Genomic DNA, 22,531 nt, shown 5'->3' with positions numbered 1-22,531 from the left:
TTTAGCTTCCTGGTTTTATCTGATGTGGATAACTCGCCTGCTCCAATTCGGGAGCTTGAGTTTACACTGCCCAACCGCCGTCACGTAGCTTGCTTTCATAAAGGTCCGTATCGATGTGCAAGCCGAAGCCCGGTGTAGAAGGCACAGAGATTTTGCCGTCTTGAATGGTGTAGCCGGACGTATCGATACCCGGAATTTGCGCTTCATCCCATTCCACGAACATAAAGCCTTCGATGGCTGGATATACCTGTGCCGAAGCAAAGTTTCCATAGAAGCCGCCATAGTTGTGCGGGGCCGCTTTCACGCCGCTTGCAGCCAGTCGCTTCGCCAGCTTTAACCAATTGACAATACCGTAATCCTTCAAATCGTATTGGATGGCATCGATCAGGCCTTGCTCCGCCCATTCCACAATCGGTCCCGCCGCCAAGCCTTCACCGTCGGTGATCATCACATCGATCTCCTCCTTAGCCAACCATGCCTTCAAATCACGGTACAGCCGATCATCCTCGTGGAACGCTTCCTCCATCCACAGCAGGTTGGCATGCGCCGTTTCTTTCAGAACATGCTTCGTCAAATTCAGGTTATAGCCGTTATTCGCATCAATTGAAATGTTGCATGCCGGGCCGACCACCTCACGGATGCCGTTTACAATCGCGATATCCCGCTTCGTGCCTTCCATCAAGTCCATGTGCATCGCACCACGGCCGACCTTGATTTTAAAGCCGCGAAATCCTTCGTTATAGCCCTGCATCGCTTCCTCCTGCAGCAGCTTCACCGCATCTGCCTCAGAGCTCAGGTGCAGATCATCAAAATACAAGGACGTATCATAGCAAGCAACGCTCAAAGGTGTCGATTGGCCGCTCAGCAGCTGATACACCGGAATGCCTCTTACGTTCGCTAACCAGTCAAACAGCGGGAATTGGATGCTTTGAAAACGGTCCTTGATCCATTGATCCTCACAAAAGATTTCGCTTATCGGAGTCCCGATAAACGCTGCTGCCGCCTCACGGGAAACACGGGACCAGCTATACCCCGCGATGCCGCCAATCGTGATTCGTACCAAGGGAAAGCTGACCTCTTTACCATGTACCCCCAGTCTTGCATTGCAGCCCGCCGTTCTGCGGCGTTCGCCTTTCATGAGTGCCTGCTCAATTTTCTCAATACGCCATGTGCTGTCCAAATCGGAAAAATTTTTCATTTTCATTTGCTCCTCTACCATTTGTATTTATATAATTGTTGGTGTGCCAGATCGAGCTGAGCCCTGCTGCCGATGCGGGATTAAGCAACGACAAGCCAGCTGCACTTAACCTTTGACAGAACCTAACATAACACCCTTCGTAAAATGCTTTTGCAAAAACGGATACACCATCAGAATCGGCAAGGTTGAGATGACGACAGCAGCCATTTTGATCGTTTGCGTAGGCAGCTGCTTGTCTGATGACATTTCCACGGCTGACGCCCCACCCATCGCGGTATCGGAATCAATCAGCATGTTGCGCAGTACAATTTGCAGCGGTACCTTCGTAAAATCATTAATGTACAACACCGCACTAAAGAAGGTGTTCCAATAAGCAACTGCGTAAAATAAACCAAATGCGGCAAGCGATGCAGCGGAAAGCGGCAAGATGATTTTGAAGAAAATGCTCAGGTCGTTACAGCCATCAATCATGGCAGCTTCCTCCAGCTCTACCGGAATACTGTCGAAGAAGCTCTTCATCAAAATGACATACCAGCCACTGGTCAATACCGGAATAATGAGCGCCCATACACTGTTGATCAGACCCAAATCACGCACCAGCAAATACAGCGGGATAATCCCGGGATTAAACAGGATCGTGAACATGACCATGAACATCATCAGCTTTCGGCCTCTCAGCCTTTTGCGGGAAAGTCCGAATGAAAAGGCCGAGGTTACCATCAGGCTGAGCAGCGTACCCACCGTTGCCAGAAAAGCACTGACACCCGTTGCCCGAATAAAAGCGGATGTGGACATTAAGTATTCATAGGAGCCCAGGCTCCACTTGCTCGGGAATAACACAAAACCGTATTTATCGATATACTCCCGTGGCTCTGTGAAGGAAACCACGAAAACGTAATACAAGGGGAACAACGTAATGATGCCGATGATGACCAGCAGCACAAGGTTTGCCATACTGAACAGGCGGTCGCCTAAGCTTTCTCTCATGAGGGTGGCTCCTTTTTAAAATAATATGGGATTGCGAGATGCTGTACAAAGAACAAAGGGATAAAATGCGGTGAATCGGTTGTCGCTGTGCGTCCGAAGTGTTCCTCCGATTGCTGTTGTTCCCGGATTTTATTATTGTATGAAGGATTTATCGGTGAAAATCCGGGAACAAAGGCACCGCTCCGCTATCTCCAGAACACCACGGACGCTCCGCTGCGTATTCACCGCATTTTGCGGCCCTCTAGGCCGCAGGGCGCAAGGCGCAGCTTATTTTATAAATATCGCTGAAGGTAAAGGGCATTTATTCAATGGATCAGCATTGAATATGGATTAGAGCAACGCCATTATGCGTTATTTGCATCATATCCGCATTAAGAGAGTACTCTTCGGCTACATTTTCTAAGCGCTCTCTCTCGTAACGATGAATAACATCGTTAGAATTCCAGCAGACGCCGAAATGTCTTGTGGTACGATGTTAAACATCGCAACACGGCAATATGAAGGACTAAATCCGCTGAATGTCCGTTGTTACGATGAAAAACATCGTTATAAGCGCTCCTTGCGGTTTGTACTCCGTATAACGATGTTTTTCATCGTTATGGAACCGACCTGAGGTAGCAAGAGAAGCCGAATGTGATATTGAGCGATATAGGACAAAGGTGTACATCATGATCATTTTTTTACAAATGACAGCTTCACGACTAGTAAGCAGTCATACGCTGATTATGATTCAGCGCATTCATCCCTTAACAAGATACATTACGCTGGGCGAATGTATCTCTCCCTCTACCCTCTCCTTATTTGGAGCGTGTTCAAAATGAACAGCGGAGGAGAAGGGGTGTGCTGTAGGAGCGTAGCGTTCGCCTTTGAAATCGTGAATATACCGCTGAATATAATAACCATTCACGATTTCAACAGCGACCGGAGGCATACCCCTTCTCCATAGCGATCAACATTTTGAACATACTCTTTTTTTGAACACGCTCCAACGCTCCACTTTAATACACACCTTCTTCACCAAACCGCTTAGCCAGCCAGTTGGCACAAACAACAAGCGTCAAGCCAATGACCGATTTGAATAGTCCAACAGCTGTGGTATAGCTGAATTGACCCTGCTGAATACCGTTACGGTACACGTAGGTTTCAAAAACATCGGCGACATTCGCTACCGCTCCATTGGCCATCAGGAACACCTGCTCAAAGCCGACATCCATAATATGACCCAAGCGGAGAATCAACAAAATTATAATGACATTGCGAATGCCCGGCAGGGTTACATGCCACATTTGCCGAATCCGGTTGGCCCCGTCGATCTTGGCTGCTTCATACAGCTGCGAATCGATGCCTGTAATCGCTGCGAGAAAAATGATCGTCCCCCAGCCGGTATCCTTCCATATATTTTGTCCGGTCAATAGTCCCCAGAATAAGTTCTCACTGGTCAAGAAAGCAATTTTCGAAAGCCCCATGTATTCCAGCATCAAATTGATAATGCCGTTCGTCTGCGATAAGAGCAGGAACGTAATCCCCGCAATGATGACCCAGGAGAGAAAATGCGGCAGGTACACCACAGACTGAATCACCCGCTTAAAATATTTGTTGCTCACTTCATTCATGCAAAGGGATAACACAATGGGCAAGGGAAAGAAGAAGACCAGACTCAGGAGACTTATCATCATCGTGTTGCGAAAGAGCAAGTAGAAGCTTGGGTTCGTGAAAAAGCGGATGAAATGCTCGACACCGACCCAAGCGCTTTTGAATATTCCCATATAAGGGGAATAGTCCTGAAAGGCGATGATGATCCCCCACATGGGGTAGTATTTGAAAACAAGAAAATACAGTACGCCTGGCAGAACCAGCAGATATAAATACTTATCTCTTTTCAGTTCGGCCCATAGCGAGGCTTTGCTTTTACTTTTGGAAAGCGATTGCGGGATTGATTTTGTCGCTTGCATATCCATGAAGCCTTCCTCCTTAAAGTGTTCTTTGGTGTGAATCGATTAGCTTATGCCCTTACTTTAGGATAGAGCTTGCCGAACGTGCAATAATAACAAATTATTACTATGCCTCTGAAAAATTTCCGGCTATAGTCTTTTTTTGAAATCACGCAGAGACTGGAGATAAAGCTGTTAAATTGCGCACTCTGGGCCATTATCTTTTTTACAAATATCAATTACAGACACAAAATATTAGTTGCAAGCATTTTGTTTTATCCCCCTGTACCTTACACTTGGAGTATAGCAAAACAGAAATCGCAGCCCTTTCAGGAGAGGCGATTCGGTTTTGAACTTTAAAGGAGGGCATTACTTATGACTGTTCAAGTTCAATTCGAAAGGACCAATCCACTTACCGAGGAGCAAATTGCTCAATACAAGGAGGATGGATTTATTATCATCAAAGGGGGCTGCTCCGACGATTTGATCCATACCTTCAATGCTCATATTCATGCTATCCGCTCATCGGATGAGATGCCGGATTGGGCCAAGCCTAGAAAGGGCAAAGAGTTCATCGATGATAAAGACCGCTTCTCTGTTCGGTTATTTAATCCTCACCTCCATGATGGATTTTCACTTCAGATGATGAAGCTGCCCATCGTTCGCGGGTCACTGGCGCAGCTGCTCGGAGACGAGGCCACAGGCGTTCAAAGTATGTATTTTTATAAGGAACCAACTTCCCCCGGGCAAGCGGCACATCAGGATTATTATTATATTCGCAATGAGCCGAATACTTTGACAGCAGCGTGGATCGCGATGGAACAGGTCAATGAAGAAAATGGATGTCTATGGGTCATACCGGGATCACATAAGCTGGGGGTTCTCTCCCATGGAGCCGTCAAAAATTTGCAGGAGCACGAGGCGTGGACCGACGAGGTTGAGGACGTTGATTTAAGTAAAGAAATTCCGGTCATCATGGACCAGGGGGATATCCTTATTTTTGACAGCTTGCTTATCCACTCCTCGACCCGCAATCGCTCGAATCGTTGGAGGCGTTCTTATGTGTGCCACTATATTCGGCATGATTCCAAGATTGAAAGAGAGGATTTAAAACGTAAAATATCTCTTGTATAATAGGAGGTAAATACGCTTTTACGAGGGCAGGGATCGGGATGATCGAACAATCAGGGACGGAAGCGACTCCGTCCTTTACTGTTATTAAAACTTACGGTGGCAGTGTAGTTTACGGTCCCGGTGGGGCGTATGGTCCGCGTATTCAGCAGGATTTGCAGCTCGTACTGCTGCATTCAGGCGCCATGACCGTGGAAATTGACAAAGTCAAACATCAGGTGCCCCCTGGACATGTGGTGCTTCTTAAACCCGGACATATGGAGAACTTCGTGTTCGCGGATAAACGGGAAACCTGGCATCGCTGGATCGCTGTTTCAGTCGAGCCTCTGGACGGGATGGCGATCAGCTTCCTGGATTCCCTTCCTCTCTTCATTCCCTTATCCGAAAAGATGAATCAGCTAACAGACATTATACGATCCCTGCAAAGCGATGGGGTGCAGCAAGATGAGGAAGTAATCCGAACATTGGGACGAGCTGCGATATTATTATATTTGGCAGAATGCAGCCAAGGGAACATCAATGACAGAAAGCATCCTTCCGTACTGATTGCCAAGGAGGAAATTCATAAGCGATATGCTGAGGATTTGACGCTAAGCAGCCTATCGAAGGTTACTAAACATACACCAGAGCATCTGATTCGTTTATTCCGACGTGATGAAGATATGACGCCCATCCAATATTTATGGAACTACCGTGTCAAGCAAGGAATTGACCTGCTGCGCAGCACAGGCCTGCAGATTGGAGCCGTTGCTGAACAGGTAGGCTTCAAAACCTCCTACCATTTTGCCCGCACGATCAAACGACATTCTGGAAAAACGCCAAGTGAAATTCGAAGAGAAAGCTATAATCATGTGATCCCACCTGGTTAACCCTTTATAGCCCCGGCAGCAAGCCCACTGACAAAATATTTTCGACCAACGACACTTAACAGAATGAGCACGGGGATGGCCATCAGGCAAGCTCCTGTAATAGGTGTGGCATAGTCCTCTTTATAAGGGTTATTCATGGTCGTTATTCCTACAGCCAGAGTCATCTTTTTCTCCGATATCAAAAAGATGAGCGGACTTAAATAATCATTCCACGAACCCATAAACTGCAGTAGACCAACAATACCGATCCCGCTCATCGATAGAGGAACTGCTATACGCACGAAGGTGCCCCATTCCGAGCTCCCGTCTACACGCGCGCTTTCGTACAGCTCCTTGGGAATTGCATTCATAATTTGCCGAATCAGAAAAATATTTATCGCCGATATAGCACCTGGGATGATCAAAGGGTAAAAGGTATCCAGCCATCCCCAGTTACGAAACATAATAAAGGTCGGTACAAGCGTCATCTGGGATGGAATCAATATCGTGGCAATGACGATCATGAATAGAACCTGCTTACCTCTAAACTCATAACGGGAAAATCCGTATGCCACCACAGCATTACATATCATGGCTAATACAGCCACACTGACTGCTATAAAGGCCCCATTCAAAAACTGCGTCCAGAAAGGGAGTTTCTGAAAAAGAAGAACGAAATTATCCAGTGTAGGCTTCAGTGGTATGGGATTCAGTGGACTGTTGACAATGTCATCATACGTTTTGAACGAGGTTCCCACCATGAAAAGAAAAGGTACACTAAATAGAAAACTCAGGATGATCAGCGTGGCATATACGGTCATGCGATTCATTTTGTTAGTCAGCATACTATCATCCTCTTCGTGTTCACGTTGTAAATTGGATTCGTAAGCATCTGCCTTACTTCCTTTCCTGAAACATTCGTAACTGAAGCATCCCTATAGCTAACAAAATAAAGGTAAACACATATCCAATGGCTGAAGAGTAACCGAAATTTTGCGAGCGGAATGCCTGTTCATACAAATACATCGTTGGAAACAGCAGTGAATTATCAGGTCCTGAGCCTCCACCGGCCAATAAATAAGCTTCAGCAAACATGTTGAACGAACCGATAATCGCTTGAAATACAATAAAAGTCAGGATCGGACGAAGAAGCGGAAGCGTGATACGCCAAAATCGTTGAAATAAATTGGCCCCGTCCATTTTGGCTGCCTCAATTAATTCGCTCGGGATATTTTGCAAGCCAGCCAAGAAATACAAAATGTTAATACCCAAATATCTCCATGTTGAGAGAAGGATGAGAGCTGGTATCGTCCATCTCGGATTTTCAAGCCAGGCTATCGGACTCATCCCTACAAAGGAGAGGATCACATTCAAGCTGCCAAACTGTTTATTGAAAATAAGGCCAAATACAATGGCAACCGCTACAGCGGACGTAATATTGGGTGTGAAGAAAAAGGTGGCAAACAGTCCCTTTCGCTTCTCGACAAACGGTTGGTTAATGAGCAGCGCTACACCGAGTGCAATCGGAAGAATAATAAACACGCTGCCACCGGTTAGCTGAAGACCATTCCACATCGATTTCCAGAACTTTTCGTCCTGAAGGACAAAGCCATAATTTCTGAATCCCACAAAAGCCAGCTTACTGACTCCGGCATACAAGCTAACCCAGAAGCCGTACACCGTCGGATAAAGGTTGAATACCGCAAAGTGTATGAAAAATGGGCTAATAAACAAAAACGGTGCCAGCTTTAACCAATGCGATGGTTTTATAATCAACGGTTATTCCTCCTTTAAACAGAAGCAGAAAAGGGGAGTATGGTCCCCTTTCCCAGCTCTATGTTGTCAGCCGCTTGCTTCCTGTTTCTTGATTTGCTGCTTCAGCTCTTCCTCGACTTTTTGCAGGAACTGCTCTGGTGTCAATTTCCCTTCAGCATAATCGAACTTGAATTTATCCCAGGCCTGTGTGAATAAGGCTCGCCACCAGGCCTGATTTTGATTAGGTGCTACGGCAACAAGCTTTCCGTACAGCTCACCTAAATCCTGCCCATTAAAATATTGCGTATATTTACTTTGCTCATGAAGTCCTTTTTCATTAACAGAGGTGAGGAGCGCCGGAAATAAATTAACGATTTGAAAGCGTTTTACCGACATTTCAGGCGTTAATTGGGCGGTTTTCACAAACTCCCAGGCTAAATCCTTGTTTTTGGCAAATTTAGAAATCATCAGTCCCGTTCCACCCCATACGGATGTAGGGACCGACTTGGCACCACCCAAAGGAATCGGGACAGCAGCCCATTTGCCGCTCAGATCAGGAACATTATCCGCCAGCTGGTTTACCCACCAATCGGGGCCAAAGGCCGCAATGTAATTCCCCTTTTTGTATTGATCCCAGAAGGCTGGACCATCATAAAAGTTTTTATCCATGATACCGTCTTTCTCCCAGTTGTTCATGCGCTTAAGCGCGGTGACTCCTTCAGGCGAGTTAAACCCGATCTCTCCCTTGGTAGTAACAATGTCGCCGCCCTCCTGCTTAATCAGCAGCTCAAAATAGGTTTGCTCACTGTTCGTTTTTGTTGACGGGGACGGTGGAAATATGTATTTTTTATCGCCTACCAGCTTTTTTGCTTGTTCTGTAAACTGATCCCAGGTTTTCAGCTCCGCAACGTTAATCCCTGCCTGGTCGAATACATCCTTGCGGTAATATAAAGCAGAAGCTGTTGCAGCATGCTCAATACCATACTGCTTGCCATTGACCGTGTATAAAGCTTGGCGGCCCTTGGACATCACTTCTGACAAATTGTCACGTTTCAGGTAAGGATCAAGCGCTTCAAATGGAATATCCCCACGAATGAATTTGGGGAACTGCCCCTGCTCAATATCGATCAGATCGGGAGAACCTTCTCCACCGGATTTGGCAATGATGGTATACTTATCTACCAGAGCATTTCCGTCCATCAAATTAATGTCAACCTCAACATTAGGCTGTTTTTTCTTAAATTCTTCCTTTACCGCTTCATAAAAACGTTTGTGTGCCTCAGCGAAAACCCATAACGTCAACTTTTTACTGCCTTTGTCGTCGGTCTTGGCATCTGCTTGATTACCTGCTGGTTTAATGTCGTTAGCCTCCGGGGCTCCAACATTTGGCGTACAGGCACTCAGGAATACGAGCAATCCCAGTAGTACAATGAAACCTGATTTTTTCATGATTCACCCTCCATATCGTTTGCTCAAGCTGCAGCCATCCTGCGAAGTATAGGTCTACCCTCATTTTATTGTATTCGCTTCCATTTTAAAATGGACGAACTTCATCACTTTTGTATCTATAATTGATATATGACAGCCTCAGCTTGAATTCCTTACCGTACAACAAAAAGAGCAGGCGAATGATAAAATTCGACCTGCCCTGCTCTTATTTACATTGATAACCAGATATAATTGTCGGAGCTCAATGAGCTACCCTTTAATCGAGCCGAGCATCATTCCTTTTGTAAAATGCTTTTGCAGAAACGGGTATACGAGCAAAATCGGTACGGTAGACACGACAATCATCGCCAATTTGACCGTTACACCAATACGAGGGGCGTCTTCACTGAGCGAAGCAGCAATTGCATCCGAAGTCAGTACCAGCAGCAGCTGTCTCAGCAGCACCTGCAGCGTAAAGTTATTCGGATTGGAAATATACATAACCGCCTGGAAGAACATATTCCACTGTGCTACCGCGTAAAAAAGCGTCAGTGTAGCGAGAATTGGCATTGAGACCGGCACCATGATTCGGAATAAAATACCAAAATCGTTACATCCGTCGATTCGCGCAGAATCCTCAAGCTCTTCAGGCAATGTTCGGAAAAAGCTGATGAGGATAATGATATTAAAAGCATTAATGGCGTTCGGAATAATAAGCGACCATAACGTATTCATCAGTCCCAGACTTTTGACAATCAAATAGGATGGAATGATGCCGCCATGAAACATCATGGTAAAAAATACAATAAATATCATGACCTGCGAGCCTTTGAGCCGTTTCTTCGACAACGGGTATCCGAGCATGACGGATAACACCATACTGACAAAGGTACCTATCACCGTGATAAAGATCGTATTTTGAAATACCTTGATAAAGTTAGGTGTATTGAAAATAGTCTCGAAGGCAATCCCCGTGATTTGCTTGGGCCACAGCATGATGGCGCCTTCATGTACAAGATGCGGTGCGGTCAACGAGCTGACGAGCACGCTCCAGAACGGAAAGACCATCAGGGCAGCCAGTAAAGCCAAACCGATATAATTACAAATATCAAAGGCAAGGCTGGCGGGGCGAATTCGTTTCATGACTGGTTCTCGCCTCCTCTGTTAGAATAAATAATGTTCACTTGTCTTTCTGGAAATATAGTTGGCTCCAAGTATGAGCACAAATCCGACAGCCGATTTAAAAATGCCGATGGCAGTCGCATAGCTGAAATTGCCCTGCAGCACGCCCGCTTGATACACATACGTATCGAAAACTTCCGCAACCTCTTTTACAAGCGGATTGCCCATAATGTACAGCTGGTCAAAGGATATGTTCAATACTTGTCCGAGCCGTAGAATCAATAAAATGACAATCGTATTCATCAGGCACGGAATCGTAATATGGAGCGTTTGCTGCCAGCGATTCGCACCATCCACCTTGGCGGATTCATACAATTCGGGACTGATTCCCGCCAGCGCAGCGAGGAATAGAATCGTTCCCCATCCGGCATCTTTCCAGATGTTTTGCAGCGTAATAATGCCCCAGAATAAGGATTTATCCATTAATAATTGAACCTGTGGATATCCGAGCGCATGAACCCATTCAGTCAGAAGTCCTTCGGAGTTCATTAACGAAATCGATAACGCGCAGATGACGATCCAGGAGACAAAATGCGGTAAATACATAACCGTTTGAATCGTCTTTTTGAAAAAGGCTGTTCTCACTTCATTTAATAACAGTGCCAGTATGATCGGAGCCGGGAAAAAAAATACGATATTTAACATACTGATAACTAGCGTATTACGCATAATCATCCAAAAATCGGGATGCTTGAACAGACGGACGAAATGGTCCGCACCAACCCATTCACTGCTCATAACACCTTGAAAGGGGTCATATTCCTGAAATGCGATCACAATCCCCCACATTGGAAAATAATGGAATACAATAAAATAAAGCATTCCCGGCAGTGCCATCAGGTATAAATATTTATCGGCCTTCCATAATTTAGTTAGCGTCATTCTTGCTGCAGCACCCGCTTTCTTATGACGATCGGCCGGACAAGCCTTGTACAGCTTGTGTCCGCCGACGTCTATCCTTCTTACTTCTTCATAACCTCTGCGATTTCAGAAGCAACCTTGTCACCTTCATAACGGTCATACCACTGCTTCACAACCGCATCCCAATCACTGACTTTACTTGCACCCATAATCGTTTTGACGGTGTTATCCTGAATGAATTTCTCCGCCTCGGTTGCGTATTTGGCATAGGTCGGCGAGAATAACAGCTGCGTCTCATCGGTTACCAGATACGGCTCATTCATCTTATGACCGGAAACTACAAGATTTTGCGCCTCCTTGGTGTTTTGCGGGAAAATGTACAGCTCATCGGTGGATTGGATCGGCAGTGTAAAGCTAAAGGTACGCGGCATATCCCGTTCGAACATTTTCGTATCCTGTTCAATCTTCCCGTCGGCTGTTTTCTTGTAATGCATGCCCTCTACCCCATAGTTCCAGAAAATACCGCCTTCCTCGCTGGCGCCAAAATCTAGCCATTCCATAATTTTCTTCATTTTCTGCGGGTCATCGGCTGCCTTTTTCGAGATGAAGATTCCTCCTCTATCCACACGTGCCGTCACACCACGTTCTCCGTTAGGCCCTTTGATCGCTTCGAAGGGGATCAGCTTGCCATTCGGATCTGTTTTTTGATAATTCGTTTCGAAATCGTAAATACGCGTAGTGAAGTTGAACATAATGCCCGCCTGACCTTTACGCACCAGCTTTGAATCGGATGTAGGACCGTCGGTAACAGCAAAATCGGGATCAATCAGTCCTTCGGCAAACGCTTTATTCATCCAGGTTAAGTATTCTTTAAAGTTGGCAGTCGCAAACCGCGGCACTGCTTTATCTCCCTGCTTGGTCCAGGCATTTTTGATACCAAAAGCCTGGGTAATCCCAGTCGTTCCTCTAATAGAAATACCGGCAGCCGTGTTACCGAGCTGGAGACCATACGTATCGTTTTTGCCATTTTTGTCGGGATCGTTCTTGGTAAATGCCTTCGCCGTCTCGTACAGCTCATCCAGTGTTGTTGGCACCTTCATACCGAGATTGTCCAGCCAATCCTTGCGGATAAGCGGGATATCCTGTGAGGCGATCGGATTGCGGACGCTGCTCAGCCCATAAATACTTCCTTGATATTTGGTTAGAAACAAATGTTTTTCTTTTTTTAAATTCGGGTACTCATCAATATGTTTGTCGAGTGGAATCACAACGCCCGATTTAATAAGCTTGACCATAAAATCATCGATATCCGTCCAGGCGAACGCATCCGGGACATCTCCGGAGGCAATCATCACCTTCAGCTTTTCTTTATAAATATCGGGAGCTGCTGCGGTGAGGTTCATTCGGATTCCCAGCTTGTCCTCCAGATACTTCAGTGAAGGGTTATCCTCTCTGGCGATACTTGGCGTGTTCCAGCCAATATAGTAGGCCATATTTAATTTCACTGGGCCTTCGGCCACAGGTGCTCCCTTACTTCCCTGCGCTGCCGGTTGATTCGAGCAAGCCGTCGCAGACAGTGCCATAACCGTACTCAAGCTTATTATCGTACCCATTTTCCAGCTTCTCAACGATTTCATTGGAATGCCCCCTTATATGTCCTATGATTAGAATGATTAGAATGAAGCATTCATGGAGCATGCTTCCATGTTCGTGCCGCATGTCCCTATTGTGTATTCTCGTACCCAATCTCGCAATTTACAAATCGCGAAAATGCGGTTTTTATGAATATGGTACGTTTATCTTTTTAATTAAAACAAGCATTTGCTCGAATTGGTAAGTGAATTTACCGCTGATTGTCCGTTATTCGGCTCTTATTGACTTCAAATATCCAAAACATTCATGATATAATTAATCATTACTAAGTGCAAGGAATTTGGAGGACAGCATGTCGAAAAAGTTGCAAAATGCGGTAACCCATATTCTTCTCACATCCCTCAGCATAGTGCTGATTGGTCTGATTATTTTCAATCTGGCCTCCGATATTATCCGCAAGGAAATTGAGCAGGTTCAATTGATATCCCTGCAGCAAACACGCGATGGGTTTGAGAACTATATCAAGCAGTTGAATCAGGCTGCCATACAGATGGAAAAAGTCCCTGATTTTGAAAAATGGATTGACAATCCTTCAGCCCATAAGCTCAACCAATTTGATAGGCTGGCTTTTACCCAGCTGCTCGTCCGGGTTCAGGCGTCCATCAGCTATCTCGATAACGTATTATTGTTCGATCCGGAAGCCAAGCTGCACTATTCCTCCCAGCCGACGATGGATGAGGTCCATTCGGGATATACTTCATTGCTGGAGGAGTTTATGGGCATGCATGTAGATCATGCCTTTTTGACCAAAGATTTTAATGGGTCCTCTACCTATGTATACATAAGGAAACTGCCGGTCTTTAGGGGTGAGCCTTCATCACTCCTGTTATTTCATGTCAATTCCAAATTATTTTATGATTATTTAGGCATAACCAACAAGGACGAAGCGAACAAAGCAACCGCTTTTATTATGGATGGCAATGGTTTGCCGATAGGAAAAGGTACTTTTGCCGGGATTGAAGAAATTACCCTCAGTCTTGCCCATGATCAGGAGCTGACTGCGCTACAGTCCGACCAATCCCATACCTTATATAAAAATGGATTGCTGATCACTTGTGTTTCTTCATCTGTGACGGGTTGGATCTTTGGCGTTGCAGTACCTGACGAACAATTTCTTAGCAAAATCAATTCGTTCCGCAATATCACACTCCTTATCTTGCTCATCGCTGTTGCGTTATCCATACTTGCTGTCTTTATTAGCAATCATTGGTTTTTCCGAGGATGGAGCAAGCTGATCCGATTAATGGATGAGCCCTTCGGTTCGAAGCTCACCACGAAACCAAGCGATGAATTCGAGCGGATCTATTCCCATGTTTCCCAGCTCAAGCACCGACTTCATGAAATTATTCCCGAAGCCAAGGATGCTTATTTGCGAAAGGTGCTTGAAAACGGTGTCAGTATTAAGGAGGATTGGGTTGAAAAGCTGGATTTACAGCTGCATGAGGAAGCCGACTACTGCGGCTTTGCCATTGAAATCGATTATTACAATCAACTGAAGGAAACGTATTCCGAATGGGATCTGTTTTATTTTGAGTACGGCATTGCCTGTGTGGTCCGTGAGGTGCTTACCGATCATGGTCTGGCAGTGAAGCTGAACGATGGCAAGTTGATTGGAATCGCCGGCTCATCTGAACAAGAAGAGACACCCTTTCGCGAGCAATTAAACGGCTGGATGTTAACGATCCACGAGTTTATCTCAGAGCACTTCCCGATAACCGTAACGATAGGAGTCAGCCAATCCCGCAAAGGAACGAAATACTTGCACATTTCCGCATCGGAAGCTATGGAGATTCTGAAGCAAAAGTTTTCGCTCGGAACGAATAAAGTGTTGTATTACGAGGATCTAACCTCAGTCAAGGGCTTAAGCTTTTCATTTGATGAGTCGCGCAGGATTGAGCAGGATTTAATTCACAGCATCCGTTCGCGGAATATGGATGAAGCACTGCTGTCCCTCCATAAATTACGCATATTAGCCCCGGAAGGAGATTATCACAAGCTGCAGCATTTGCTGCTTGATTTGACATTATCGGTTTACAGGGAAATCGGTGCAGCACTTACCGAGCCCTTGGAGCCTCCTTCCTTAAGTGAGCTTCTCCGGTTCACGACCATGGATGAATGGCTGAACTGGCTGCAGCACCACTGTGCAGAGTATTTGATTGGGAGGCTGACCGAAGAGTATCATACCCAGATGAAGCAAGCGGCGACCCATCTTAGAGATTATATAAGCGAACACATTTTGCAGGATATACGACTGGAGGATTGCTGCAAGGCACTCGGTATCCCTGTATCGGTAGCCAAACAGGCGATCAAGGAGCTATATGAGACAACATACGCTGAGCTGCTGCTGAATCAACGTATCGAAAAAAGCAAGCAGTGGCTTGTCGAAACGGATTTCAGTGTGGATGAGATAGCCAAACGCCTCTATTACAGCAATGCCCAGAGCTTTACCCGTACGTTCAAGAAAGCAACCGGTGTACCCCCGGGTCAATACCGAAAGCTGTACCTCTAAGGGTTGGACCGCTTTTCCTCCATGTAACAGAACCAAGGCCGTTCACAGCCACAATGGACTGAAGAACGGCCTTGGTTTGTTTGTTAGTTCTTATCGATTTCCTTAAACTCGATCGTTGCCCCTAATTTGGCTACGGAATCAAAGTAAGCGTACCGTTCCTTACCTTTTTCCTGCTGATGGATAGCAGGCATTCCCTTGCTCTCCATCAGCTCAATATGCTCCTCGAAGCCATCGATATGAAATGTCATAAAATGGATGCCAGGACCATGCTTTTCTCTAAATTCCGTCCATGGACTAAGCTCATCATAAGGCTCAATCAATTCCAGATAAATCGGCTCCAACGGAATAATAGCCGTCCGGCATCGTGCATTCCGATATTCCCCCCTGTACCATACAAAAGGGGTATTGCCGCCCTCTGGTGTAGCAGCAGCTACTGGTGCCTGAGATAACTCTGAATCGGTTGGTTTGGGCTTAGGTGCTCTCATCTTGGTCGGGTCAAGCTTGAACAATTCCACATAATACTGGAACGCTTCCTCCAGATTGTCCACGACGACACCAAGCTTGATGATTCGGTTATTCGATATTTGTTCCAAGTCAGACACTCCCTTTATTTAAGATTTGGCTTGCGGTGATTCAGGATCAAGCTGCATAAATTCAATACGGTTTCCATCCGGGTCTCTAACCCAGCACTGCCAGTTCAAATCCGCCCCCATCTTGGGCTCCACATCCAAAGTCAATCCTTTGTTTTTCAAATGGTTGGCGATTTCGTGAATGTCGTTGACCTCCAGACACAGATGGTTATAGCCTTTAGTAACTTTGGTGTCGTTGTCGACTCCCTGCTTGGCGTTATAAAACAGCTCGATGAATTGTAAATTAAGAACCTTTAGATAAACGATCCACGGCTCATTTTTATCATTTTTTAATTCGAAGCATTTTTTAAACCCAAGCACGTCACAATAAAATTGCAATGATTTGTCCATATCGATTACGTTGTAGGCTGTATGGCCGATTCCTTTAAACATGTGAATAACCTCCGCTTTTTTGAGTTCGATTGTGTGATTACAGGTTAAAGCTATGGATGGTGCTCTGTTATTTGATAACAAGGAATTCCCTTGGACGACTTATACGGCACTCACCTCCAGCAATAATAAACAGATGACTCAGCCTTTTACCGAGCCGTCCGAAAGTCCTTGTACAAAGTACTTGCTGCACAACAGGAAAATGATCAGCACGGGTACCGAAACCAACACCGAGGCTCCCATCATAGCCCCCCAATCCACAACGAATTCTCCGCTAAAATGAGTGATGCCTGCCACCTAATTAAAGCGGCATTGGTTTGCCCAGGTGATTAATGAAAGCTATTTTACTTGTAACCGTAATCTTTTTTTCGATGATATTATAAATTCCCTCGGCCGCAGCTGCCGGCTCGCTGGGTGCCTCTTCTCCACCCATATCCGTCTTCATCCAGCCCGGATGCACGGCATACACGGTTATTCCTTGATCCTGAACGTAATGCCGCAGCCTCTCCGTGAACATGTTCAATGCAGTCTTGGACATACTGTAAGGATAGTTCGTACTGAATGCGTTAATAATGGTGCCAGCTTCCGAGGAAATATTCATGATTACTGGTTGGGTGCCTGCTCCGATGAGTGGCAGCATATGTTTGACCACTCGCATCGGCCCGAATGTGTTGATTTCAAAGCTGTGGCGAACGAGATCAAAGTCCAGTTCTTCGATAGTTTTTTCTCTTTCCAGCATAATGGCCGCATTATTGATGATGGCATCCAGAGAGTCTGTCGTTTTGCGGATCTCGCCGCTTGCCTTTCTTACCGAATCTTCATCTGCGACATCGATTTCAATCAAATGGACCCGATTGGGATATTGATTATACAACGAATCCAGCATGGCAAAGGAATCCGCTGATCTTACGCCTGCGTAAATCGCATATCCTCTATGCAGTCCCTCCACCGCCAAGCAATACCCTAATCCCCGATTGGCTCCTGTAATAAAAATAGTTTTCATGGCTCGCTCCCGACACTTTATTTTAGATTTGGACGCGCGTTTATTTATGAACAAGAAAAAATATTAACATCGATGTCATTCACTTCTTCATATAATGCAATCATGCTATTATATACGGATATTTTCAGGGTTTATCCCTTTCATTACCCAATTCTTTGTGAAAGCGCGTTTATAATTGAGTGTAAAAGAATGAAGCTGTTCCTTACGCTTCAACTCTTCTACAGGATTCTCTTTCGATCAGTTCCAAATCCAGCGTTACTTTTATCGATTCGTTGGCAACACCATTTTCTACAGCCTCAATCACACTTGTAGTAATCCCGGATATAAACTCCTTAAAGTTAGAACGAAACGTAGTTAATGCAGGTTTGTAATAAGCGCTCAGCTTCTGATCATTGATTCCAATAATGGAAATATCGTCGGGAACCTTTAATTGATGATCATTAGCAGCACGAATCGCACCAAAGGCAATGCTGTCATTGGCTGCAAATATCGCTGTCGGTAAGTCGGTTGAATTTCTAATCAGATTGTCCATCGCCTCATACCCGCCGGATTCGTATTGACCATGCATGATCCAATGCTTCTTAACCTCCAGGCCGTGATGCTGCATGCGATTCATAAAGCCTTTGAACTTGAAGCTGGCGGAGGCTCTGCTCATTGTACTATTGATAATCCCGATTTTGGTATGGTTTAAACGGACCAAATAATCCACTGCTTGCATAGCGGCCCCTTCATTATCCAGGTTATATACAATTCGGTTAGGCTCACTGCGTCCTGGTAGAACCTGGTCTAATATCCCTACGATAAATCCTCCGGCGATCAGCTCCTCTACGATAGGCTCATGATTTTCCGCTCCAATAAATATTCCACCGGCAATACGCTCCTGATAAAACACTTCTTTGACATTTTTCATATTCTCCGCTGTACTCAAGTCCCGAATTATATAGGCAAGTACATTATATCCAAGAATGGAAGCGCTCTCGATTATGCCTGTAATCAACAAATTGGCAGACGAATCTTCGCTAAAGTGAGATTGATCGATAAAAAATAAACCTAAAGTTTTGGTCTTTTTGCCAGCCAAAATTTGCGCCGATATATTCGGAAAATAATTATATTGCTCGATGACCCTCATGACCTTTTCCCTTGTTTTGGCCGGGACATTAGGGTAATTATTGATAACTCTGCTTACTGTACTTCTGGACACACCTGCAATTTCAGCGATTTCCTTGCTTTTAATATCCAAGTTTCTCAAAATGCCATCAGCCATTCCTGTTTTTTGTGGACGCGCGTTTATTCTTGGATTCAACTTATCATATCGATTCATCTCTGTCAATGGGGAACCGCTTTCGTATTTGCGGATTTGGGTGCAGCCCATTTACAGCAAAAAGGGCAGACGAATAATCGTATTCGACCTGCCCTCGTATTCAATTGATGAGACGGCGTGCGCCCCAATAGTGCTCATCATAGTAAGGTGTGCCAAAAAAAGTGCTGATTTTCACTTCACGGGTGCCCATAGTTCCCGCCTGAAGAACCTGATTATTGCCAAGATAAATCGCAACGTGGGAAACGCCGCTCGTGTAGGTGCCCTGTAAAAATACAAGATCGCCTTTACGAAGATCACCTTTATCTACAGGTGTTCCCATTTCACTCAGCAATGATGAAGAATGAAGAAGGTCAAAACCGTTTTCATTAAACGCATATTGTACAAAGCCTGAACAATCAAATGCCACATACGGGGTGTCGCCGCCAAACACATAGGGGGTTCCAAGCTGCTTCATCCCTGTCGCAATGATAGCATCCGCTTGGGCTTCCCAGCCTTTTGCTTGCGTTCCTGGAAGATTGATAGAAACACCTGCATGCACATTTTGTGGATCGATCTGCGGATTGGCAGCAATAAGGTCCGAGACATTCATATTTAACTTCTGTGAAATGCTCCAGAATGTGTCGGAATCTGTAGCGAGGTACGGATTTGCTGATGCCGCTGAAGCTGAAGCTATACCGCCAAATAAAAGACTCCCGGCCAGCATAGTAGAAATGACAAACCTTTTCATGCAATTCCTCCTAAAATATATTCCTGTCACATACAAAGTCTATCAAAATAGTGAAATAGAAAGTATGCATAAATTATGGAAATCAAACAACACACAACATAAAACTGCCAGCCCAGCGATGACCGACGCTCTCCTATTGTGTTTAAAAATGGTATTTATTGACGATATTATTAGTTATTCTCGATGAACGTACAACTCTAAGGACTGCTTGTCCGTCTATATTAAATAATGTCTGCAAATCGAATCCGAGAGCCTTTACATATGAACGTAGTTTGGTATGCTCGGATAAAGGGAGTGTCTATTTACTATGAAGCTTATGAATAACAAATTTACTTTTCTGCTGGTGCTAGTAAATATGGTATGGTTGGGCGGTTGTTTCTACCATTCGTCAGAACCTTCCCGCGCGTCGATTCCAACCATACCTTCCCTTCCAACCCAATCTTCCGAGGTGACCGCGCCTATCACTGCTTCTGCTGTCTTGAGCATACCTGCAGCTGAAACGGCTATACCCGTACCTGAAGAAACCCCAGCTCGACCCGAGCCTGAACCTCCAGAGTATAGGCTGGAAATTAAAGGGAAGTCCAACCGGCTAACTCCCAAAGCTTTAAAAAGCATGACAGAGTGGCGTGAGAACATAATTACTTTTGCCCGGAAACATCGTGACAGCGTCTACATCAATGGGCCTGACCGGAATAGAGTCGCTCTGACCTTTGATGATGGTCCAGATAACGTCAATACGCCTGCTATTATCGATTCATTGAAGAAATATGGGGTTAAAGGAAGCTTCTTTTTTGTAGGCGAAATGGCCAAAATCTACCCGGGGGTTGTGCGCCATGCATTCGATAATGGAAACCTGGTGTTGAACCACAGCTACAAGCATGACAATTTAACCGAAAAAACCAATCATCAAATTCAAGCGGATCTCAATCAAACTGACAAAATCATTGAGGATATCATCGGCAAGAAGCCTGCTCTGATGCGCTCCCCGTATGGGGATACCGATGAGAAAGTGGTTGCCGCTGCAACCGAAACAGGTCATAAGATCGTTCTATGGTCGATAGATACGTTGGATTGGTCGCAGCGAGAAAGCGATAATATTGTTCATAATGTCATCGATAATATTCGAAATGGCGACATTATTCTCATGCATTCCACTTCAAGAACAAACGAAACCGCCAAGGCCGTGCCGATTATGATTGAGGAGCTGCAAAAACGAAATTACGATATCGTTGATCTCGAAACCTTGCTAAATGTGCACGCCTACCAATAATCATCTGGTTATGCATACAAATACAATAAAAAACGAGCCTGCAGAAAGACTGCGAGGCTCGTTTCGTATGCAATGGACTCAGCCGCTCCGGTTTACCCGTATTTATACGTAATGCCATAGCCGCCTTTTGGATATACCCAAGCGATATTATCGGATGGACAAGCAATCCGACAGGTGCCGCATTCAATACAGTTCTCAAAGGCTACTGTCGTAATCTTCAGCTTTTTCTCCCACTCATAGACGTCAGACGGACAAAAATAATTACAGTCCTTGGTCTTGCAGCTCAAACAGGTTTCCGTTTCTTTAATGACCAAATGGGACTCCGTATCGCATTTATAACGGATCGTAAATAGCTTTTCAGAAACATTACAGCTCATCCGTTCATCGCCCTCCACCCTTTATAGCCTAATTTCATCAGATTCATGGTGCCGCCGGCTGCATCCTTAATTAAATTAACAGCCATTTTCTGTTTATCCGCTTTAGGGATGCCGTCAACTAAAAACATATTATATGCCGCTTCATTTAATGCCCGGGGCAGCTTATCGAATAACAGCTCGGGATTCTGTTCTTTGAGGAATTGGTGCATGCCTTTGTACTTTTTCAAATCCTTGTGTACAAAAGAGCTGCGGATTTTCTGGTCATAAGCGTTCAACGAAGCGGCCGAGAAATCGCCTCTGCCTTTAGCTTCAATAATAGCCTCGCCTGCCAGGCGGCCTGAAGTCATCGCCAGATTCGTGCCTTCCCGATTTACAAAGTTGACAAGCTGAGCCGCGTCTCCACATACACACCAGCCGTTTCCAGACAGTGGAGGTATTGAATGAAAACCTCCTTCGGGAATCAGGTGCCCCGAGTATTCCTTGGTTTCCCCGCCCTGAATTAATTTGCGGATCATCGGATGCTGCTTCACGGCATCCAGGATGGCATAAGGCTTAACCTTTTTGTCCCGCAGATGATTGACCATGACCCCAACGCCTAACGAAATGGTTTCCTTGTTCGTGTACAAGAATCCCATCCCCGCCATGCCAAGCGAGGTTTCACCCATAAATTCAATGGTGACGCCTTCGTCCCCTTCAAGACCGAAGCGATCCTCGATCTTTTCCTTGGGCAAGGAGATGATTTCTTTAACCGCCAGAGAGACTTCATCGGGCTTCCATTCCTTGTGAATGCCCATCGCCTTACCGAGCAGCGAATTCACACCATCCGCTATGACCACGACATCCGCATACAAATTGCCGTCATCCCGATCGGTCTTGACGCCCACTACCCGGTCGCCCTCCCGAATGACATCCAAAGCAACCGTTTCATAGACGGGCAGAGCTCCTGCAGCAACCGCTTTGTCCGCAAACCACTGGTCGAATTTGACTCGCAAGCCGGTAAAACAATTATAGGGCTCCGAATATTTTTCATTCCGATGTCCAAAGGTTACCATTGATTCCTTGCCCATCATCCAGATTCGCTGTTCTACAATATACCGCTCCATCGGGAAATTACGTTCCTTCCAAAACTCCGGGACGAGTTCCTCGATTTGCTTACGATATAATACACCACCAAACAGATTTTTGGCACCGGGAAATTCACCACGCTCAAGCAATACAACAGACAATCCGGCCCGGGACATCGTTAATGCGGCGGCGGCACCTGCTGGTCCACCCCCAACAATGATAGCATCAAATTTTTCGTTCAAAGCAATCCGCTCCTCACAATAATA

General features: G+C 45.4%; 21 protein-coding genes. 4 read left to right on the top strand and 17 right to left on the bottom strand.

Going from position 1 to position 22,531, the window contains the following annotated elements:
• Nucleotides 1-61: 61 nt before the first annotated feature.
• From NST47_RS11800 to NST47_RS11790, 3 genes are all read right to left on the bottom strand, one after another.
• Nucleotides 62-1,198 carry an enolase C-terminal domain-like protein gene (locus tag NST47_RS11800; protein ID WP_341155317.1) on the bottom strand — a complete coding sequence of 379 codons (1,137 nt, stop codon included), beginning with the start codon at nucleotides 1,196-1,198 and terminating at the stop codon, nucleotides 62-64.
• 105 nt (nucleotides 1,199-1,303) lie between these two features.
• Nucleotides 1,304-2,185 carry a carbohydrate ABC transporter permease gene (locus NST47_RS11795; RefSeq protein ID WP_076229440.1) on the bottom strand — a complete coding sequence of 294 codons (882 nt, stop codon included), beginning with the start codon at nucleotides 2,183-2,185 and terminating at the stop codon, nucleotides 1,304-1,306.
• Between the two features lie 998 nt (nucleotides 2,186-3,183).
• Nucleotides 3,184-4,137, bottom strand: a complete 954-nt coding sequence (locus NST47_RS11790) for an ABC transporter permease (protein WP_445667457.1) — start codon at nucleotides 4,135-4,137, stop codon at nucleotides 3,184-3,186.
• Between the two features lie 354 nt (nucleotides 4,138-4,491).
• Here NST47_RS11790 and NST47_RS11785 point away from each other — a divergent pair, with 354 nt between their 5' ends.
• Nucleotides 4,492-5,250, top strand: a complete 759-nt coding sequence (locus NST47_RS11785) for a phytanoyl-CoA dioxygenase family protein (RefSeq protein WP_341155315.1) — start codon at nucleotides 4,492-4,494, stop codon at nucleotides 5,248-5,250.
• Between the two features lie 38 nt (nucleotides 5,251-5,288).
• Complete coding sequence (locus NST47_RS11780; protein WP_341155314.1) at nucleotides 5,289-6,116, top strand: AraC family transcriptional regulator; 828 nt, start codon at nucleotides 5,289-5,291, stop codon at nucleotides 6,114-6,116.
• On the opposite strand, the gene NST47_RS11775 is transcribed toward NST47_RS11780, so the two are convergent.
• From NST47_RS11775 to NST47_RS11750, 6 genes are all read right to left on the bottom strand, one after another.
• Nucleotides 6,113-6,940 carry a carbohydrate ABC transporter permease gene (locus tag NST47_RS11775; RefSeq protein ID WP_341155313.1) on the bottom strand — a complete coding sequence of 276 codons (828 nt, stop codon included), beginning with the start codon at nucleotides 6,938-6,940 and terminating at the stop codon, nucleotides 6,113-6,115. The genes NST47_RS11780 and NST47_RS11775 overlap by 4 nt on opposite strands.
• Nucleotides 6,941-6,992: 52 nt before the next feature.
• On the bottom strand, nucleotides 6,993-7,871 hold the full coding sequence (locus NST47_RS11770; RefSeq protein WP_341155312.1) for a carbohydrate ABC transporter permease: 879 nt from the start codon (nucleotides 7,869-7,871) through the stop codon (nucleotides 6,993-6,995).
• Between the two features lie 66 nt (nucleotides 7,872-7,937).
• On the bottom strand, nucleotides 7,938-9,299 hold the full coding sequence (locus NST47_RS11765; RefSeq protein ID WP_341155311.1) for an ABC transporter substrate-binding protein: 1,362 nt from the start codon (nucleotides 9,297-9,299) through the stop codon (nucleotides 7,938-7,940).
• A 249-nt stretch (nucleotides 9,300-9,548) separates the two neighbouring features.
• Entirely contained in the window at nucleotides 9,549-10,421 is an 873-nt protein-coding gene (locus tag NST47_RS11760; RefSeq protein ID WP_341155310.1) for a carbohydrate ABC transporter permease, read from the bottom strand.
• Between the two features lie 21 nt (nucleotides 10,422-10,442).
• Nucleotides 10,443-11,342, bottom strand: a complete 900-nt coding sequence (locus NST47_RS11755; RefSeq protein WP_341155309.1) for an ABC transporter permease — start codon at nucleotides 11,340-11,342, stop codon at nucleotides 10,443-10,445.
• A gap of 80 nt (nucleotides 11,343-11,422) precedes the next feature.
• Nucleotides 11,423-12,958: an extracellular solute-binding protein gene (locus NST47_RS11750; RefSeq protein WP_341155308.1), complete on the bottom strand. Its 1,536-nt coding sequence runs from the start codon at nucleotides 12,956-12,958 to the stop codon at nucleotides 11,423-11,425.
• Nucleotides 12,959-13,266: 308 nt separating this feature from the next.
• On the opposite strand from NST47_RS11750, the gene NST47_RS11745 reads away from it, so the two are divergent.
• Nucleotides 13,267-15,483 carry a helix-turn-helix transcriptional regulator gene (locus NST47_RS11745; protein WP_341155307.1) on the top strand — a complete coding sequence of 739 codons (2,217 nt, stop codon included), beginning with the start codon at nucleotides 13,267-13,269 and terminating at the stop codon, nucleotides 15,481-15,483.
• Between the two features lie 83 nt (nucleotides 15,484-15,566).
• Here NST47_RS11745 and NST47_RS11740 read toward each other — a convergent pair whose 3' ends face one another.
• The 6 genes from NST47_RS11740 to NST47_RS11715 form a co-directional block, all read right to left on the bottom strand.
• The gene (locus NST47_RS11740; RefSeq protein ID WP_341155306.1) at nucleotides 15,567-16,076 is read right to left on the bottom strand and encodes a VOC family protein; all 510 of its coding nucleotides are present in this window, start codon (nucleotides 16,074-16,076) and stop codon (nucleotides 15,567-15,569) included.
• Nucleotides 16,077-16,094: 18 nt separating this feature from the next.
• Nucleotides 16,095-16,505, bottom strand: coding sequence for a VOC family protein (locus NST47_RS11735; RefSeq protein ID WP_341155305.1), 411 nt, complete (start codon nucleotides 16,503-16,505; stop codon nucleotides 16,095-16,097).
• 138 nt (nucleotides 16,506-16,643) lie between these two features.
• Nucleotides 16,644-16,799 carry a hypothetical protein gene (locus tag NST47_RS11730; protein WP_341155304.1) on the bottom strand — a complete coding sequence of 52 codons (156 nt, stop codon included), beginning with the start codon at nucleotides 16,797-16,799 and terminating at the stop codon, nucleotides 16,644-16,646.
• 4 nt (nucleotides 16,800-16,803) lie between these two features.
• Nucleotides 16,804-17,505, bottom strand: coding sequence for an SDR family NAD(P)-dependent oxidoreductase (locus NST47_RS11725; RefSeq protein WP_341155303.1), 702 nt, complete (start codon nucleotides 17,503-17,505; stop codon nucleotides 16,804-16,806).
• 202 nt (nucleotides 17,506-17,707) lie between these two features.
• Nucleotides 17,708-18,826: a LacI family DNA-binding transcriptional regulator gene (locus NST47_RS11720; RefSeq protein ID WP_341155302.1), complete on the bottom strand. Its 1,119-nt coding sequence runs from the start codon at nucleotides 18,824-18,826 to the stop codon at nucleotides 17,708-17,710.
• Nucleotides 18,827-18,926: 100 nt separating this feature from the next.
• Entirely contained in the window at nucleotides 18,927-19,553 is a 627-nt protein-coding gene (locus NST47_RS11715; RefSeq protein ID WP_341155301.1) for a C40 family peptidase, read from the bottom strand.
• Nucleotides 19,554-19,869: 316 nt separating this feature from the next.
• Between NST47_RS11715 and NST47_RS11710 the strand changes: the two genes are divergently transcribed.
• Complete coding sequence (locus tag NST47_RS11710; RefSeq protein WP_341155300.1) at nucleotides 19,870-20,823, top strand: polysaccharide deacetylase family protein; 954 nt, start codon at nucleotides 19,870-19,872, stop codon at nucleotides 20,821-20,823.
• A 92-nt stretch (nucleotides 20,824-20,915) separates the two neighbouring features.
• Here the strand turns inward: NST47_RS11710 and NST47_RS11705 are convergent, their stop codons facing one another.
• Both NST47_RS11705 and NST47_RS11700 read right to left on the bottom strand, forming a co-directional pair.
• On the bottom strand, nucleotides 20,916-21,200 hold the full coding sequence (locus tag NST47_RS11705) for a ferredoxin family protein (RefSeq protein ID WP_076229426.1): 285 nt from the start codon (nucleotides 21,198-21,200) through the stop codon (nucleotides 20,916-20,918).
• Nucleotides 21,197-22,507 carry an FAD-dependent oxidoreductase gene (locus tag NST47_RS11700; RefSeq protein WP_076229425.1) on the bottom strand — a complete coding sequence of 437 codons (1,311 nt, stop codon included), beginning with the start codon at nucleotides 22,505-22,507 and terminating at the stop codon, nucleotides 21,197-21,199. The genes NST47_RS11705 and NST47_RS11700 overlap by 4 nt, the downstream gene beginning before the upstream one ends.
• Nucleotides 22,508-22,531: the final 24 nt, after the last annotated feature.

Source organism: Paenibacillus sp. FSL H8-0034, assembly GCF_038000305.1.
Lineage (GTDB): Bacteria > Bacillota > Bacilli > Paenibacillales > NBRC-103111 > Paenibacillus_S.
Note: the sequence above shows the minus strand (reverse complement) of the source record. Positions and strands in the feature narration are given on the sequence as shown.